Origin of the sequence: Paenibacillus melissococcoides (assembly GCA_944800085.1) — a bacterium.
Classification (GTDB): Bacteria; Bacillota; Bacilli; order Paenibacillales; family Paenibacillaceae; genus Paenibacillus_B; species Paenibacillus_B melissococcoides.
Genome location: CALYLO010000003.1, coordinates 84,616 through 101,439 on the forward strand (window position 1 = coordinate 84,616; position 16,824 = coordinate 101,439).

The window sequence follows — 16,824 nt, forward strand, 5'->3', positions numbered from 1 at the left end:
TCTGGAAGACCGGTCGCACCTCTCCTAACTTGTAAATATGGATAAAAAGCGTAAAGAACTCCCGCTATTACGCGGGAGTCCCCTTGTCTTCAATCTGACACCCGCAGGGATATCCTGCGGGTGTTTTACATTTTTACATGCCGATGAAGCGGGAGATGAAGCGGTTCAGCTTCCGCTCGATGTTTTGCGGGTACAGGGACAGGGAGAAGTTGCCCTGGTCGGCCATGCTCAACGCGCGGGCGACATCGATTTTGCCATAGCCGAAATCGATGTCCTTGCCTGGCGTGCCCAGGTCCGTCGCGCTCTGGCGCATAATCTCGTACACCTCGGTATTTTTGAGCCCAGGGTTGATCGAACGAATAAGCGCCGCCAGCGCCGTCACATGCGGAGAGGCCATGGACGTGCCTGACAAGGCGGCATATTGATTGTTCGGGTAGGTGCTGGCGATCGAGGTTCCGGGCGCCACGACATCGACGTAATTGCCGTAATTGGAATAAGAGGCGCGCGTGTCATCGGCGTCAGTCGCAGAGACGGCGAAGACTTCGGGATAAGCTGCCGGGTAGCCCGGGCGCTTCGTATTGTCGTTGCCGGTCGCGGCGATGAGCACGACATCGCGCTCGAAGGCGTATTTGACGGCATCATGGAGGAATGCCCCATCCACATAGTTGCCAAGGCTCAGGTTAATGACCTTGGCTCCGTTATCGGTGGCCCAAATAATCCCTTCCGCGACCGAATAGGTCGTTCCCGATCCGGTGCTGTCCAGCGCCTTGACCGGCAGGATCGGATTCGTCCAGGTCATGCCTGCGACGCCTTCGCGATTGTTCACATTGGCTCCGATAATGCCGGCTACATGGGTGCCGTGGCCGACATCGTCCTGCGGCGGAGCTCCCGGATCGAACACATTATACCCGTCCAGGAGCCGGCCCTTCAGATCATGATGCTTCAAGTCGACTCCGGTGTCGACGATCCCGATAATGACATTGTCCGCCCCTTTGCTGATGGACCAGCCCCGGTTCGTCTGAATGCTGGGCAAGTTCCATTGATAGGGCTTGTACAAGACGTCGTTCGGTTCTTCGACCGCCACGCCGGCCGGGTCGTTGCCGACAAACGGCAATACGCTGGTTGGGCGGTTCTCCCCGTTCGTCAGGTACAAAAAATGGGGCTCGACATACAGCGGGTCATATTGGGCGAAATATTGGGTCATTTGTTCCGCCGTCATCCAATGGGAGCGGAACACATAGGTAGATCCGATCCTATGCTTGCGCGGCTGTTCGCTTCCGGTCTCCCGCATCATGCGCTTCAACGCATCCGCCGTCGGCTCGTCCCGGAACCGCACCACGACTTCGTTCTCATAGTAATGGCTCGTTCCGGCATTGTCTTCTCCGTCCTTCACCTTCACGTCCCGCATCGAATCCGCATCTACGGATTTGACCCGGAACTTGGACTCCGGCGGATAAGGGACGAGGCGCAAATTTTTCTGCTGAAGCTTGCGCACGTTCTGAACGACATGCTGATTCACGAGGGCCACGATCGCATGCTTCTTCCCGGGGGCCGGTATCCCCATAACGATATGATGCTTGCCTTGTATCGTAATTTGCGGGGACATGTACGATTGCTGCTTTTTGACGGATGATTCCGCGATTTTCAACTGCTCGTTCAGTTTTTGATTGCCGGTCCGCGTCGTATCCTGCGGCAGTTTCCCTTTGACCCATTCCGATCCTTTGCCGAAATCGATCCATCTCATATAAATGAAATGAGGATGTGCTTGAATGAATTCCTCGGCGAGCGTATTCATCTGCTTCGCTGTCTGCCCGTGCCACTCTTCAAGCGCCGAATCGATGTCTCTGCGGGCATCCATGGCGAACAAGCGCTCCGTAAAATGCATATCCTGTTGAAGGACCTGATTTTTGATTTGAAGTTCCTGCATCGCGGCAGTACGTCCGTTCTCCACCGGAGCGCGGTTCGCGGACCACAGTAACGGTATGGCCAGAACTGCCGTTCCCAGAGCGGCAATGCCTACCCAATGGCGGGGTTTCAACATATGATGTTCCTCCTTGTCCGGGCCGTATCCATCCGCTCCGGCATACTCAATATTGTGGTGTGCGGAGCGCGGGGCATGGAAGATTTGGCTTTAGCTTGAGACGTTGCGGGCCAAATTATTCGGACGGCAAAAGGAAGCCAAACATTGGTTGCGGACAGTACCTTTTTGCTTATATTTATGGTAGGATAAAATGGCAAAATCGTATTCGTTTGGAGCGTTCAGGTATGCAATGACGCGATTAAGGGAGGAGCTTTTTCCATGTCAGCATCCACGGTAAGACAGCAATGCGAGTTGGCCCGGGGCCATGTGGGGCAAGCAGCAGACCAACTGGAGCAGTTTTTGAACGGGCATACGCTGGCCCAACTGGCCGGCGGGCAGACAGATGAAGAAACGTTGGCTTTTTACAAAGGACTACTGGCAGATTTCCGGCATTTGCTCGTTTTTTCCGAGGTCAGTTACGAGCGGATCGGCGTAGCGCTGCGGCGGGCGAATTTCGAGCAGCCGTTTGCGGAGAAAGCGCTGTATGAGCTGTATCATCATTGCGTCCATGCCTTCTTCAATCCGAAGCATGAAGCGTACACCGAGGATGGGCGGTATGCTTATACCGGCCGGGAAGCGATCCGCTTCCGCATGGCCCCCGATCCTGAGGTGAAGCGGCTGGTTCGGGAGTTGTCCCGGCTGTTCGAAGAGCTTCGGGAGGAGCTAAGCTATTACGAAAGCGATTATATGTCAGAGCGGCGCATGCAGCTTACCCAATGAATGGGCGAAGCTTGGGCGGCGGCCGGCCGCACAAATAACGGAATTAGAGTCAATGACGCTTCGGGTTGGAACGGAGCGTCTTTTTGTGTTGGAAATGGTATGGCGGCACGGCATAGGGGCGGCGGCGGCAGGACATCCTGTGTAACGGAGGTGACTGACATGAGTGACAAGCCATTGGTGAATTGCAGTGTATCCAACTGCAAGTTCTGGGGCGATTACCGCTGTCAAGCCAGCGAGATTATGATTGAAATCGATAAGCATGCAGCCGCGAATTTGAAGTCGGAATTCGGTGAAGAGTATGGCCCCCACAAAGATATAGCTTCCAAATCATCCGTAACCTGCTGCCAAACGTTTGAACCGAAATAACCTACGGTACGGGAGGGACAAAGGGATGAAAGCGAAAGGCCGCCGCCACAAAAAGAACCGCCAGCGCGAGTCGATCGCGCGGGATACCGAATTTGCTGCCGAAGCCGGAACTCTGTCGCCTTGGGAGGCGATGAACGCCGACGCTGAGGCTGAGAAGGAACGGGGAAAAATCGATCATATTTGCGGAGTGGGCGCCGTTGCCGTAGGGTTTTCTATTGTATCGGTCATCATGTTTCCATATGTGCTTGGCCTGAGCGGCATCGCGCTTGGAGGCCTGTCGTATTTGCAAGGGAGCCGTTCCTTGGGGATGATCGCCATCATCGTTGGCAGTTTCGCCATCGTGCTTCGCCTGCTGCTGCTGGCATCCATGTAATCACACTCTGTTCAGGGCTTGTAACCGCCGCGGCGGGGACAAGCTCTTTTATAATATAGAAGAAAGGTCGCCGTTCCGAACATCCTCTTCAAAAAAGATGGTGCGATCCGAAGAAAACGTGTAAAATAACAAGTAATGTCGAAGTTGCAGGGGATCAACAACGGCGGAAGCGGGGATAGTGGCTGCGCTTCCCATGCTGTTTTGATCTTTTTTTTTAAAGGAGGATTAGCTTGAAAACATCAACGGCGTCAATGCTATATTTTGATCATAGCGCATCCACGCCTCCGCATCCGGACGTCATTCGGACGATGACGGAAGTGATGGAGCAAATATATGCCAATCCCTCTTCGATTCATCAAATGGGAGGCCAGGCGGAGCAGTTGGTCCGGCGGGCGCGCGAAGTCGTGGCCGGCGCGTTGAACGCCTCCCCGAACAGCGTCATTTTCACGTCCGGGGCGACCGAGAGCAACAACCTCGCCATATTGGGTACGGTGCGCGCTCTTGCCGGGGGGCGCTCGCGGCATGTAATCACGTCGGCAGTCGAGCATGCCTCCGTCTACGAATGCTTCCGGGAGCTGGAGCGGGAGGGCGTCGCCGTCACGTATTTGCCCGTAGATGATCATGGGCGCATCCGTCCGGAGGAGCTGGAAGCGGCGATCCGGCCGGACACGGCGCTCATTTCGCTGATGCATGTCAATAACGAGACCGGATCGGTGCAGCCTCTTGCCGAGGCAGGCCGCATCGTGCGCGCGCATCCAGGCATCGTGTTCCACGTGGACGGCGTGCAGGGCCTGGGCAAGCTGCCGATCGATCTGGAGGGTTGGGGCGTGCATTTGTACAGCCTCTCCGGGCATAAAATCCGGGGGCCGAAAGGAGTCGGCGCCTTGCTGCGGCGGGGACAAGCTCCGTTGAAGCCCTTGTTCGCGGGAGGAGCGCAGGAGCACCGTCTCCGTCCGGGCACCGTCAATGTGCCGGGCGTCATCGCCCTGTCCAAGGCGGTCCGTCTCGCCGTCGAAGAGCAGCAGGCGAATTACGAGCGCTGGTCCGAGCTGCGCGGACTGCTGCTTCGCCGGTTGGAGCAGTTGGATCCGCTTGTGGTGAACAGTCCGCCGCTTCCCCTTGCCGCGCCGCACATCGTCAATCTGTCGTTCCCCGGCATGAAGTCCGAAGTGGTGGTGCACGCGCTGGAAGAACTGGGCGTTGTTGTCTCCACCCAATCGGCATGCTCTTCCAAGCTGCACCAGCCGAGCCGGGTGCTGATGGCGATGACGAACGATGCGGAACGCGCGGCGAGCGGGCTTCGCATCAGCATGGGCGCCGATACCGATACGGCAAGCATCGAACGGCTGGCCGACGCATTGGCGCAAGTGACGAAGCGGCTCGCTCCCATGCGGACAAGCCGAAGATAAACAGGGGAAAGGACCGAACCAGCTATGAAATACGATATGATACTTCTCCGTTACGGGGAATTGGCCATCAAAGGAAAGAACCGCAGCAGATTTGAAAAAGCCGCTTACCAGCATGTCAAGTTCGTGCTGGCGCCCTTCCCGCAGGCCAAAATTATCCGGGTATACGGCCGAATGTACGTGGAATTGAACGGAGAACCGATAGATGAGGTGGTTGGCGCCCTTCGCCGGGTGTTCGGCATCGTGTCGCTAAGCCCGGTAAAGCGGGCTCCTTCGGAGCTGGAACCGATTGTGGAGACGGCGCTGCAGCTTATGGCCGAGATGAATCCGGGGGAAAACACGACCTTCAAGGTCACGGCCCGGAGAGCCTGGAAAGCCTTCCCGCATGGATCGCAGGAAATGAACCATCTGGTCGGCGCCCCGATTCTGCGCAAATATCCGCAGCTTACCGTCGATGTCCGCCAGCCGGATATCGAGCTGCATGTCGAGGTGCGCGAGGAAGGGACCTATCTGTTCAATGAGGTCATTCTGGGCGCGGGGGGCTTCCCGCTGGCATCCAACGGGCGGGCCATGCTGCTGCTGTCCGGCGGAATTGACAGCCCCGTAGCCGGGTACCAGGCGCTGCGCAAAGGTCTGGAAATCGAGGCGATTCATTTCCACAGCTATCCGTTCACGAGCGAACGCGCTAAGCAAAAGGTGCTGGATCTGGCCCAGGTGCTGGCCAACTACGCCGGACGGATGCGGGTGCACCTCGTCCCGTTCACCGAGATTCAGACGCGGCTGCATCAGGAAGCGCCGGATAATTTGATGATCACGCTGATGCGGCGGGCGATGATGCGCATCTCGACCCGCTTGGCCGAACAGCGCAAAGCCGGGGCCCTCATCTCGGGGGACAGCCTCGGGCAAGTGGCGAGCCAGACGCTCGGGAGCATGAACGTCATCGGGCGCGTGACCGATCTGCCGCTTCTGCGTCCGCTCGTCACGATGGACAAGAATGAAATTATCCGCATTGCGGAGCAGATCGGAACCTATGACCTGTCCATCCTGCCGTATGAGGATTGCTGCACCTTGTTCGTGCCGAAATCGCCTTCCACGAATCCGAATCTGCGCGTCGTCGAATATGCCGAGCATTCCTTGAAGGATTATGAAGCGCTGCTCGAAGCGGCGGTGGCGCAGACAGAGTCCCTCGTCCTGCGGGCCGGGGGAAGTCCGGACCAGGCGATTGTCCTGTCCGGGGAACGGCAAGATTCGTCCGAAGCGGCAGCATCGGGCAAGCCGGACGGCGAGCCCGCCCGGACGGATGACTGGTTCTAACAGGCAATACAGGATTCTTATGCGGTTCATGCGAAAATAAACGTCATAGCCTGTCTCCTCTGCTCATACATGTAGTAGACAGGGGGGACGGACTGTGGACTCGATATGGATTATAGGGGAAATACTGTTGATCAACACGGTGCTGAGCGGGGACAATGCGGTCATTATCGCCATGGCTTCCCGCCACCTTCCCGAACATTACCGCCGCCAAGCGGTATGGTGGGGCGTGGGAGGCGCCGTGCTGATGCGCTGCGTGCTTACGGTGGCGGCCGTCACGCTGCTGCGAATCCCGCTGCTCCAAGCGGCAGGCGGAGCCATGCTCTTCGCCATCGCCGTCCAATTGACCGCCTCGCCCCGGCAAGAGCCGGAAGCGATGAGAGAGGCCGGCTCCTTATGGACGGCGATTCGCACCGTTCTGATCGCGGATTTCGTGATGAGTCTGGATAACGTGCTGGCTATCGCGGCCATTGCGAAGGGACGAATGGAATTCATCATCCTCGGCATTGCGCTCAGTATTCCGCTTATCGTATGGGGCAGCGCGATCATCAGCCGCTGGCTGGAGCGGCTGCCGCTGCTCATGTATGCGGGAGCCGGGATTCTGGCATACACCGCCGGGGAGATGATTGCGTCCGATACGAAGATCATCGCCTGGTTAGACCGGCCGGGTCTTCGCCTCGAAGAGAGCCTTCCTTGGGTAATGGTCGGACTGGCATTGCTTCTCAGTGTATTTTTTCGCGGCAGGGGCAAGATCGGAACAGAATAACACCCGTGCGGTGCGATGATGCGGTCCTGCACACAGCCGCTGCCCCCTTTGGGGAACGGCTGTTTTTTTGCGCCATTTGCGGAATTTGCAAATTTTCAGGTGATGGTGGTATTTTTCCGCACTTTCATATACACTAGAAAAGATAAAAATGACGCACCGAAAGCCGCACGCTGTCTGTCAAATCGTAACCATGATGCATGGAGGTATTGTCGAATGGGCAAAAATCAACAAGTAATCGGCATCGTTATCCTCGCAGCAGGCTTATTTATATTGTTGGGGAAATGGGGAGTCTTTGCTTTTATCGGCGGCGCCTTGTGGCCGCTCATTATGTTTCTTGCCGGATTGGGCGCTTACGCTCTCGTTCGGGCCAGAATCGCCCCGCCCGTGACGATGGTGCCTGCGGGCATGCTGACTGTCTATGGCGTTCTGTTCATGCTGACGCATTGGATTAGCGCCGGTCTGTTCGCATGGCTGTGGCCTCTGCTTCTGATTGGGGTCGGGGTTGGCCTGTACGGCTATTATGTGGAAGATCCGCTCCATCCGCGCAACGCATGGCTCGGTTCGCTGTTGTTCGGCGGGGCAGGGATCGGCATTTTTATCCTGATGCTCATGATTACAATCAGCCTCTACATGATTGCGATTGCGCTCATCGTGGTTGGAGCCGCCCTCGTGTTCGGCCGCTTGGGCCGAAGATATTAAGAGGCTTGCCGCAACATGGAGACATCATTCCGTCCGAGTAGAAACGCCGCTTCATTCCGGCGTTTTTCTTGATGAATCGCCTTGTTCGCCTTGCCGCGGACGAGGAGATTCCAATGCTTGTCATTCACATCCAGAAGGGAAAGGTTCAAGTATGCAAGATCGACAAAACATTCGCAATATCGCTATTATCGCCCACGTTGACCATGGCAAGACGACGCTCGTGGACAAGCTTCTCCAGCAGTCCGGAACGTACCGCGAGAATGAAATGGTTCAGGAACGCGTCATGGACTCCAACGATCTGGAGCGTGAACGCGGCATTACGATTTTGGCCAAAAATACGGCGATTACGTATAAAGATTACCTGATTAATATTGTGGATACTCCGGGTCACGCCGACTTCGGCGGAGAAGTCGAGCGCATTATGAAAATGGTCGACGGGGTGCTGCTGGTCGTCGATGCCTTCGAAGGCTGCATGCCGCAGACGAAGTTCGTGCTCCGCAAAGCCCTGGAGCATAATCTGACGCCGATCGTCGTCGTCAATAAAATCGACCGTCCGAATGCCCGGCCGCATGAAGTCATTGACGAAGTGCTTGAATTGTTCATCGAGCTCGAGGCCAATGACGACCAGCTCGACTTCCCGGTCGTCTACGCGTCCGCTCTGAACGGGACGTCGAGCTTGTCGCCAGAGCAGCAGGACAGCAACATGCAATCGCTCTATGACACGATCGTGGAGCATATCCCCGCTCCGGCGGAGAACCCGGATGAGCCGCTCCAGTTCCTCGTTACGCTGCTGGACTACAATGAATATATGGGCCGGATTGCGATCGGACGCGTGAACCGGGGCCGCATCCGCCAGGGGCAGGCCGTCGCCGTCATCAACCGCGAGGGTCAAGTGAAGCAGGCGCGGATTGAGAAGTTGTTCGGCTTCCAAGGATTGAAGCGGATCGAGCGCGACGAGGCCGGGGCCGGAGATATCGTGGCCATTGCCGGAATCAAGGACATCAATATCGGCGAGACGCTGGCCGATCCGGCGCATCCGGAGGCACTGCCTGTCCTTCATATCGACGAGCCTACGCTGCAGATGACCTTCCTCGTGAACAACAGTCCGTTCGCCGGAAGAGAAGGAAAATGGATTACGTCCCGCAAGCTGCGCGAACGGCTGATGAAGGAACTGGAGACCGATGTCAGCTTGCGGGTGGAGGATACCGATAGTCCGGATGCCTTCATCGTCTCCGGGCGGGGCGAGCTTCACCTGGGCATTCTGATCGAGAATATGCGCCGTGAAGGCTATGAACTCCAGGTGTCGAAGCCGGAGGTCATCGTCAAAGTGATCGACGGCAAAAAAATGGAGCCGATCGAGCGGCTCGTGATCGACATTCCGGAGGATAGCACCGGTCCGGTCATGGAGAGCTTGGGCACCCGGCGGGCCGAGATGGTCAATATGATCAATCATGGGAACGGCCAGGTCCGCCTGGAATTTCTGATTCCGGCCCGCGGGCTGATCGGGTACCGGACCACTTTCCTGACGCTGACTCGCGGCTACGGCATTATGAACCATGCCTTCGACCATTACGGTCCTTATGTCGGCGGCCAGGTAGGCGGACGGCACCAAGGGGTGCTGGTCTCGACCGAGACGGGCACAAGCACGATGTACGGCATGCTGTCGGTCGAGGATCGCGGCGTGCTGTTCCTTCAGCCGGGCACCGAAGTGTATGAGGGCATGATCGTCGGCGAGCATAATCGCGACAACGATATCGTCGTCAACATCTGCAAAGAGAAGGCCTTGACGAACGTCCGGTCGGCGACGAAGGACGAGACGGTCCGCATGAAGACGCCGCGCCTGTTCTCGCTGGAGCAGGCTCTGGAATATTTGAACGATGATGAATACTGCGAGATTACTCCATCCACGGTCCGGCTTCGCAAAAAAATTCTGAACAAGAGCGAACGCGAACGGGCAGAAAAAGTGCGCAAAATGTCCGAATCCCATGTATAATGAAATTTGGACAACGTTGGAAAAGGAGTGACCCTCGATGCAAGCGTGGTTGGCATCCCATCCATATATAAGCTACGTGCTTATTTTTGCGTTCATGGTGTACATCTTCAATAAAGTGTTCCGTACGCAGCAGAAGCTGCCCTTGCTCAAAGAAATTTTGGTGTATCTGTTTATGGCGGTCGGGGCGTTCATTCTTCTTATTTTCCAGATCGACAAGCTGCCGATCGTGCAGTGTCTGTCCGTGGCTGTCATCTTAATGTTCATGGTGCGCATCCGCTACTTCGTGGAAGAGCGGCGGCGCAAAAAAGAAGCGAATAATCAAGGCTGATTAGGATTGACCCGCTGCCGGAAGGCAGCGGGCATCTGAACAGAAGGGACGAGGGCGCATATGATGAAGCTGCCGGTTGCGCTGTTCAATTGGCTGCAGATGAAGATCGTGGCAGATGCCCGCCCCGAGGATGGGGCGGCCAAGGAGACGGTTGCTTTTTTTGAAGATATTTTGCGCGAAGATCATCGGCTGGGATCCGTCGCCGCGGAATGGAACGAGGCGGAAGACCGCTATGTCGTGACCTATGAACGGGACGGGGCCGCGCATTCCGAGCGGTTCGAGCGGGAAGAAGCCGAACGGCTGTGGAAAGACATTGAAGCGAATCCGAAATACAACGAGTAACATGATGTGGGAGGAATTATGAATTCATCGACACCATTGCCGCCGAGAAAACAACAGAGCGTAAAAGCAGCTTCGGCACGCAAAGGCATGCCGAAATGGGTCAAGGGCATTCTCATTGCGATTATCATTCTATCTCTCGGCGTTATCAGTTACGCCGGATACATATTGCTGTATGCCAACAACAAGCTGGATGACATCTCCACCGCCAAGGTCGGAGGAGAGGGAGCAAGCACGGTTCAGGCCACGCTGACGCCGAAGAGCGAACCCTTCTCGTTCGTGCTGCTCGGGCTGGATTACCGGCCGGAGCTTCCGGGGAAGCGGACGGATGTCATCATGGTCGGAGCGATTCATCCCGACACGCAGGAAGCGGTCCTTGTGTCGCTGCCGCGGGACACGTACTTCAATATTCCGGGTTACGGGCCGGATAAGCTGAATCATTTTTATCCTAACTTCTATGTGATGAAAGAGCGGGGCACCTTGGACAGCGAGACGCCGGAAGACGAGATGCGGGTGATGCTCGGCCAATATTTAGGCATCGATCTGGACTATACGGCCGTCATTAACTTCAAAGGCTTCGTCGACCTGGTCGATGCGGTCGGCGGCGTTGATGTCAATGTCGATCAAGACATGTGCTACGTTGACAAGGAAGACGGCACCAATATTAATTTGAGCAAGGGTTTTCAACATCTGGACGGCAAAAACGCGCTCGACTTCGTCCGTTACCGCAAATCGAACTGGCGATGCAGTCCTCAGACGCCGGGAACGACCGATTTCGACCGGAATAAGCGCCAGAATGCCGTGCTGAAGGAGATTGTCAGCAATATGCAGTCTCTGGGCGGCCTGACGAAGGCGACGGATGTCATTGACGCCTTGGCGGACAATTTCACGATCGATATGATGCCGTCCCAGATTCGCAGCGCCCTGACAACGTATATTACGATTGATAAGGATAATATTCATTACATCTCGGTCGACGGAGACTGGAAGAGTCCTTATATTTATCCGTTCGAGGATAAATTGGAAGAGGCCAAGCAGGCGCTTAAGGACGTTCTGGCAGGCAAATCGCTGAAGGAGCCGGCCGTTCCGGAGGGGACCACGGATCCGGCGGAGACGCCTGCCTCCCCTTCCCCTGCGGCCTAGTTATACAAGTTGTATGCAATTTTTGCTTCACCGATTAATACAATAGAGTGACAGGGAGCGAACTTGTGTAGGAGGTCGAAGCCATGCCGAAGCAGCCAGCCGCGATGCACGATGGACAGCAGGATAGAATGCTGAACTTGCCGGGCAGCGGCCTGCTGCCGCACGACGCCGACGAGGCCTCCAGCCGGCGCGCGCCTATGGATGGGACGAGATCGGCGCCCATGCAAAAAGCCTAGTGCATACTAGGCTTTTTGCTGTATTTAGGAACGTTGGCTATTGTCCTGTCTGGAACGGCTGCAGCCGCGTCCTTATCTTGCCTTGGCCGCTGCGGCTGACGGCTGGCGTTACCGCGCCTGCTGGGAGCGGGCTCCGTCCGTCGGGGCCGGTTCCGGCACATTCGACTCGATCTGCTTGACGTCATTCGGAATTTGCGGAACGATGCGTCCCACAATATCGGCGAGCTCGTTCGCGAAGCCGGATATCGGCCGGCCCTGCCGAATATCGGCGGCCATCTCGCGAAGTCTTGCATTAATGTCCATATCGGCCGTCACAAGCGCGTTGGCTCCATACTTATCCTTGCTCAAGGCCTCGGCCACGGAATATTTTACTGTTCCTACGCGGGAGCGTTCCATCCCGGAATCGACATCAATGCCGACGATCGCCGTATTTCCGAAGACGACGCAGTTTGCGTTTTTGACGCCGGGAACTTTGCGGGCCAGATTGGCCAGATGTTGGCTTACCGCCCCCGCGTCTTGAATGTTGCCCTTGCCGTCCTGGATCGGCTGAGCCTGACCTCCCGCGTAACCTCCCGGTGTCGCTTGCCTGTTCGCATTGCCGCATCCGGCGAGCATTCCTACGATCACGATAGCAACCAGCAATCTATGCATCACGTATCAACCTTTCCTTTTGTTTGACCCTAAAAAATGAGACTTCCGATTGAGTATAGTGTGAACGGCCGCGGCATTTTTTATGTAATGCAAAAATGAATCGCCATGCCCTCCCTCTTGGAACGGTCTGTTCGGCGAAAGGAGAATCCAATGAGCAAAATATTTGTATTGGATACGAACGTGCTGCTGCATGATCCGAATGCGCTGTTTGCTTTTCAAGACAATGAAGTGATCATTCCTGCTGTCGTGCTCGAAGAAATGGATTCCAAAAAACGCAATGCCGATGAACTCGGACGCAATGCGAGAACCGTCTCGCGGCTGCTGGACGGCTTGCGGGAACACGGTCATCTGCATCATGGCGTCCGGCTCCCCAACGGAGGCACGCTGAAGGTGGAATTGAATCATCGCAGCTTCGTCAAGGTGCAGGAAATGTTCGGAGAGGTATCCAACGATAACCGCATCCTGGCCGTCGCCCTGAATTATCAATTGGAGCAAAAGCATGCCGAGCATCCGGCGGAGGTCATTCTCGTCAGCAAGGATGTGCTTGTCCGGATTAAGGCCGATGTGCTTGGATTGCATACCGAAGACTATTTGTCCGACCGGACGGTTCAATCGGAAGATGAATTATACAGCGGGCTGTTCTCCGTTCATGTTCACCCCGGCATTATCGATGAATTCTACTCTTGCCGGATGCTCCAGTTGAAGCAGCTCGGTCTGCGGCTGCATCCGCATCAATTCGTCATTTTGAAGGACGAGATCGGCACGAGCAAATCGGCCTTGCTCAAGGTCAATGCCGAGGCCACCAAGCTGGAGCCGCTCTATTTGAGCAATGATCCGGTATGGGGAATTACGGCGCGCAACGCCCAGCAGCGGATGGCGCTCGAACTGCTGTTCAACGACGACATTCCTCTGGTGACGCTGACCGGGAAAGCGGGCACGGGGAAGACGCTTCTGGCGTTGGCCGCCGGGCTGATGAAGGTGGAAGATGAGCGGAGGTACAAGAAGCTGCTGATTGCGCGGCCGGTCGTGCCCATGGGCAAGGATATCGGATATTTGCCCGGCGAGAAGGAGGAGAAGCTGCGCCCGTGGATGCAGCCGATTTACGATAATCTGGAGTTCCTGTTCGATACGAAAAAATCCGGGGATATCGACAAAATCCTGGTCGGCATGAACAACATTCAGGTGGAGGCGCTGACCTACATTCGTGGCCGCTCCATTCCGGGACAATTCATTATTATCGACGAGGCGCAAAATTTATCCAAGCATGAGGTCAAGACGATTGTCTCCCGGGTGGGAGAAGGCAGTAAAATTATACTGATGGGCGATCCGGCACAGATTGACCATCCGTATCTCGATGCGGCGAGCAATGGCCTGACTCATCTGGTGGAACGCTTCAAAGCCGAGGCGATCAGCGGCCATGTGACGCTTGAGAAGGGGGAGCGATCTCGCCTTGCCCAGATTGCGGCCGATTTGCTGTAAATCTTCACGACAGACGCAGCCGGCGCGTCACAGGCTGGACAGGAACGGCCCGGGGCGAAATAGTGCTCCGGGCTTATTATTTTGCCATGATCGGATTCCAGGGTAAGGACAACGTAGGCCAACGGTGCTACAATAGATATCAGGAGAAGTGAGGTACGGACGGAAGGGAGAGGGCGATGCCGCAATTCAAAAAAACGCTGGTTACGATCATGATGGTCTTCGTATCGCTGCTGTTGTTGTTCCAGTTCAGCGGCAGCGTCCCGCAGCAGGCCGAGCAGGCTGCCTCTCCGGACACCGACGTGAAACCGTCGCCGGACAGCGCGGGCCCCAAGCCGTTGAAGCAATTGAAGGTGACGGTGCAGCTCACGCCGATGTCCTTCATCCAGCTTCGGCGCTTGAACCAGATGTTCATGGACGAGACCGGCATTTACGTCGAGCTGGTGAACAGTTCCGCTCAGCAGGTAGAGGAAGAGTGGCCGAAGGCGATGCAGATGGAGCAGAGAGCCGATATTTTACTGCTTGACAGTGAATCGGTCATCCCGTATGCGCGAAAAGGCTGGATTCTGCCGCTGGATCCGTCGATGAGCGGGGGGGACGCGGTGCCGGCATGGTTAAGCGACCGGGTGCGGTGGAACGGTTATGCCTGGGGCATGCCGGTTCAACTGGATCCTTATGTGCTCGTGTGGAACAAAAATATAGTGAAATCCGCCGGGGGCTCCTCCGTTCTGCCCAGCGATTGGAGCGGGTGGAAGCGGCTGTTCGACGAGAATGCGCCGGCAAAGGCCGAGGCGCTGCCGGAAGCGCCGGACAACCAGCCTACGTCCGCCATCATTCCGCCGCCGGCTATCCCTCCGGAGGCGGGCGATCGGCTGCCGCAGCAATGGTTCGCGTGGCATGAGGAAGATAACCGGGCCTTGCTCTCGCTCTTCTGGAGGCTTGGCTTGCTTCATCCGGACTTTGCGGCAGCTCCCCGGGGTCCGGAATGGGCCGGGAGGCAGGAAGACAGCACCGAGGCCTCTGAGGTCCGGTGGAAGCAGACGCTGCCGGAGCTCGAGCCGTATCTGGCGCATTTCCAGCCCTGGAGCGCGGAATCGAGCCACATGGATACGTGGGAGAAGCTGAAGGCGGGAGAGATCGCCTTCGCGATCGTCCCGTATTCGGAAGCGGCGCTGGAAGCGAGCGCTCCGCTGGCCGTCGAGCCGGCCGGGGAGGCTTCGCCGCCGGCGGGACAATGGGTGACGAGCCGCAGCTATGTCCTGGCGTCGCATACGGAAGCGGAGCAGGAGGCAAAACGCTGGATCGCTTATATGACCCAATGGCCTGTCCAGCAGGAATGGCTTGATACGCTGTCCGTCCTTCCCGTTCATGAGCAAGCGTATCTCTCGCAGAGCGGCGAGCGGCTGCTGCCGGAGCCGTTTCGGCCGAAGCAGGAAGGGAAGCGCCATGTATACAAGGAGGCGGAAGGGCTGGAGCGATGGTCCGGGGCCGCCGGCCGCTGGATGGCCGGGCGGCTCACGACGAAGCAACTGCAGTTGGAATGGATGCAGCATATGAACGCAGAGACGGAGAACACAACAACCATCAACCGGCAATGAAGCCTCGATTGATGGTTGTTTGCGTTGCTTACCATTTCATGGACAGATTGACCGTCATCCGCTTGTCTTCCACGATCACATCGGTGGCTTCGATGAACGAGACCAGCCGCTGCGGATAGAAGCCGAGATCGAATTCCTCTTCCAATTGCGAGCGGGTCGTATCCGGCAGCTCCAGGCCATTGAACATCAGGCGGTCGACATGGAACAGCATCATATTCTCAGGCTTGCTCTCCAGCGTATAATGGCCTTGAACGAATACGCTCAGTCCGGCGCTCTCCCCTTCGGCGGATACCGAACCTTCCTGGAAGCGGAAGAAGAACTGCTCGAAAATCGGATCCTGCTCGCGCAAAAACTGATTCAGTTCTTCCTCCTGGATCGTAATGGTATACTTAGTACCATCGATTTGCAGATTGCCGCTCTTCTTCACGAATTCCGGCAGCTTCTGCATCGCATCGGCGAGGGCGCGGAAATGGCGGCGCACCTCATACATGCCGATGTTCTGCCAATAGGAGGTGAACTCCTGGATAAGCCGGCTCATCGCTTCCGGATCGCTGCTGTTCGCCAGATTGGAATCAAGCTCCCGCTGCAGGGCGTTCACTCTGTCGCGCTGCCGGATAAGCTGTTCCTTGACCTGCGACAATTCCCGTTCCGTGCGGGCTAACGTATCGCGAAGCCGGTTCAGATTTTGCAATTGCTCGGAATACGTCTCCAATAGTTCTTGATCGGTCTTGAACAGGAACTGATAGTAATCGAACAGCAGCCAGATAGAGTGTTCGTCGCGGGCGGAGAGCAGAGCCTGAAGCAACATGTCGCGCTCTCCCATATAGTAGGCGCGGAGCACGCGGCCCGCCTGCTCCCGCTTCTGATCGAAGGCGGCCGCCTGCTTGCGCAGGGCGTCTTCCGTCTGGCGGCGCTCTCCCGCCGCGGCCGACTCCTTCGCGGCGATACGCTCGATCTCTTTGTTAAGCTCGGTGACCGACAAGCTCTGCTGGAGCAGCTTGCGCTCCGCTTCGGTCGGTTCCTTGCTCCAGCCTGTATGAACCGTCGATTCCGCACGAGTGGCACCGGGCACCGCAATGGAGAAGAGAAGTATGAATGCGAGTCCCAACAGCGCATAGCGCGCACGCTGTGCCAGTGACATCGGGTTCCCCCCTTACAAACGATATGCACAACTCATCGTATGTCTTGTCCAGACGGGATATGACCTTTTTCCCGGCTCCGTATGCGGGGCGGGACCGGGAAAGGGCACACGGCCATTCCGCCGCTGCGTGACCCGGCATCGGGCCGCCGGCAGGGCACGGAAGGCGCCAAGTCCCGGTCGAGCATGGTCTATTTTTCG

17 protein-coding genes are annotated in these 16,824 nt (G+C 56.8%); 14 read left to right on the plus strand and 3 right to left on the minus strand.

Features of this window, described 5'->3' with window-relative positions:
- Positions 1-133: 133 nt before the first annotated feature.
- A complete protein-coding gene (locus OCY70_RS12015; RefSeq protein WP_213427934.1) occupies positions 134-2,041 on the minus strand; it encodes a S8 family peptidase in 1,908 nt (635 codons plus the stop codon).
- A gap of 258 nt (positions 2,042-2,299) precedes the next feature.
- Here OCY70_RS12015 and OCY70_RS12020 point away from each other — a divergent pair, with 258 nt between their 5' ends.
- The 12 genes from OCY70_RS12020 to OCY70_RS12075 all read left to right on the plus strand — a co-directional run bounded on the left by OCY70_RS12020 (position 2,300) and on the right by OCY70_RS12075 (position 11,760).
- Entirely contained in the window at positions 2,300-2,800 is a 501-nt protein-coding gene (locus OCY70_RS12020; RefSeq protein ID WP_213427933.1) for a DUF3907 family protein, read from the plus strand.
- A 159-nt stretch (positions 2,801-2,959) separates the two neighbouring features.
- On the plus strand, positions 2,960-3,166 hold the full coding sequence (locus OCY70_RS12025) for a DUF1540 domain-containing protein (RefSeq protein WP_168178975.1): 207 nt from the start codon (positions 2,960-2,962) through the stop codon (positions 3,164-3,166).
- A 25-nt stretch (positions 3,167-3,191) separates the two neighbouring features.
- The gene (locus OCY70_RS12030) at positions 3,192-3,539 is read left to right on the plus strand and encodes a hypothetical protein (RefSeq protein ID WP_213427932.1); all 348 of its coding nucleotides are present in this window, start codon (positions 3,192-3,194) and stop codon (positions 3,537-3,539) included.
- Positions 3,540-3,790: 251 nt separating this feature from the next.
- Positions 3,791-4,948 (plus strand): cysteine desulfurase family protein, encoded by a 1,158-nt coding sequence (locus OCY70_RS12035; RefSeq protein WP_213427939.1) that lies wholly within the window; start codon positions 3,791-3,793, stop codon positions 4,946-4,948.
- A gap of 24 nt (positions 4,949-4,972) precedes the next feature.
- Positions 4,973-6,259 (plus strand): tRNA uracil 4-sulfurtransferase ThiI, encoded by a 1,287-nt coding sequence (gene thiI / locus OCY70_RS12040; protein WP_213427931.1) that lies wholly within the window; start codon positions 4,973-4,975, stop codon positions 6,257-6,259.
- Between the two features lie 94 nt (positions 6,260-6,353).
- Complete coding sequence (locus OCY70_RS12045) at positions 6,354-7,022, plus strand: TerC family protein (protein WP_213427930.1); 669 nt, start codon at positions 6,354-6,356, stop codon at positions 7,020-7,022.
- 213 nt (positions 7,023-7,235) lie between these two features.
- Complete coding sequence (locus OCY70_RS12050) at positions 7,236-7,721, plus strand: glutamate synthase (RefSeq protein WP_213427929.1); 486 nt, start codon at positions 7,236-7,238, stop codon at positions 7,719-7,721.
- Between the two features lie 151 nt (positions 7,722-7,872).
- Complete coding sequence (gene typA / locus OCY70_RS12055; RefSeq protein ID WP_213427928.1) at positions 7,873-9,714, plus strand: translational GTPase TypA; 1,842 nt, start codon at positions 7,873-7,875, stop codon at positions 9,712-9,714.
- 37 nt (positions 9,715-9,751) lie between these two features.
- A complete protein-coding gene (locus OCY70_RS12060; RefSeq protein WP_006675609.1) occupies positions 9,752-10,042 on the plus strand; it encodes a YlaH-like family protein in 291 nt (96 codons plus the stop codon).
- A 60-nt stretch (positions 10,043-10,102) separates the two neighbouring features.
- The gene (locus OCY70_RS12065; RefSeq protein WP_213427927.1) at positions 10,103-10,384 is read left to right on the plus strand and encodes a hypothetical protein; all 282 of its coding nucleotides are present in this window, start codon (positions 10,103-10,105) and stop codon (positions 10,382-10,384) included.
- An 18-nt stretch (positions 10,385-10,402) separates the two neighbouring features.
- Positions 10,403-11,524, plus strand: a complete 1,122-nt coding sequence (locus OCY70_RS12070; protein WP_213427926.1) for an LCP family protein — start codon at positions 10,403-10,405, stop codon at positions 11,522-11,524.
- A gap of 83 nt (positions 11,525-11,607) precedes the next feature.
- Positions 11,608-11,760, plus strand: a complete 153-nt coding sequence (locus tag OCY70_RS12075; protein WP_213427925.1) for a hypothetical protein — start codon at positions 11,608-11,610, stop codon at positions 11,758-11,760.
- A gap of 108 nt (positions 11,761-11,868) precedes the next feature.
- On the opposite strand, the gene OCY70_RS12080 is transcribed toward OCY70_RS12075, so the two are convergent.
- A complete protein-coding gene (locus OCY70_RS12080; RefSeq protein WP_213427938.1) occupies positions 11,869-12,411 on the minus strand; it encodes a YhcN/YlaJ family sporulation lipoprotein in 543 nt (180 codons plus the stop codon).
- 150 nt (positions 12,412-12,561) lie between these two features.
- On the opposite strand from OCY70_RS12080, the gene OCY70_RS12085 reads away from it, so the two are divergent.
- Both OCY70_RS12085 and OCY70_RS12090 read left to right on the plus strand, forming a co-directional pair.
- Complete coding sequence (locus OCY70_RS12085) at positions 12,562-13,890, plus strand: PhoH family protein (RefSeq protein ID WP_213427924.1); 1,329 nt, start codon at positions 12,562-12,564, stop codon at positions 13,888-13,890.
- A 176-nt stretch (positions 13,891-14,066) separates the two neighbouring features.
- Complete coding sequence (locus tag OCY70_RS12090) at positions 14,067-15,485, plus strand: extracellular solute-binding protein (RefSeq protein WP_213427923.1); 1,419 nt, start codon at positions 14,067-14,069, stop codon at positions 15,483-15,485.
- Between the two features lie 28 nt (positions 15,486-15,513).
- Here OCY70_RS12090 and OCY70_RS12095 read toward each other — a convergent pair whose 3' ends face one another.
- Positions 15,514-16,626, minus strand: coding sequence for a hypothetical protein (locus OCY70_RS12095; protein WP_213427922.1), 1,113 nt, complete (start codon positions 16,624-16,626; stop codon positions 15,514-15,516).
- Positions 16,627-16,824: the final 198 nt, after the last annotated feature.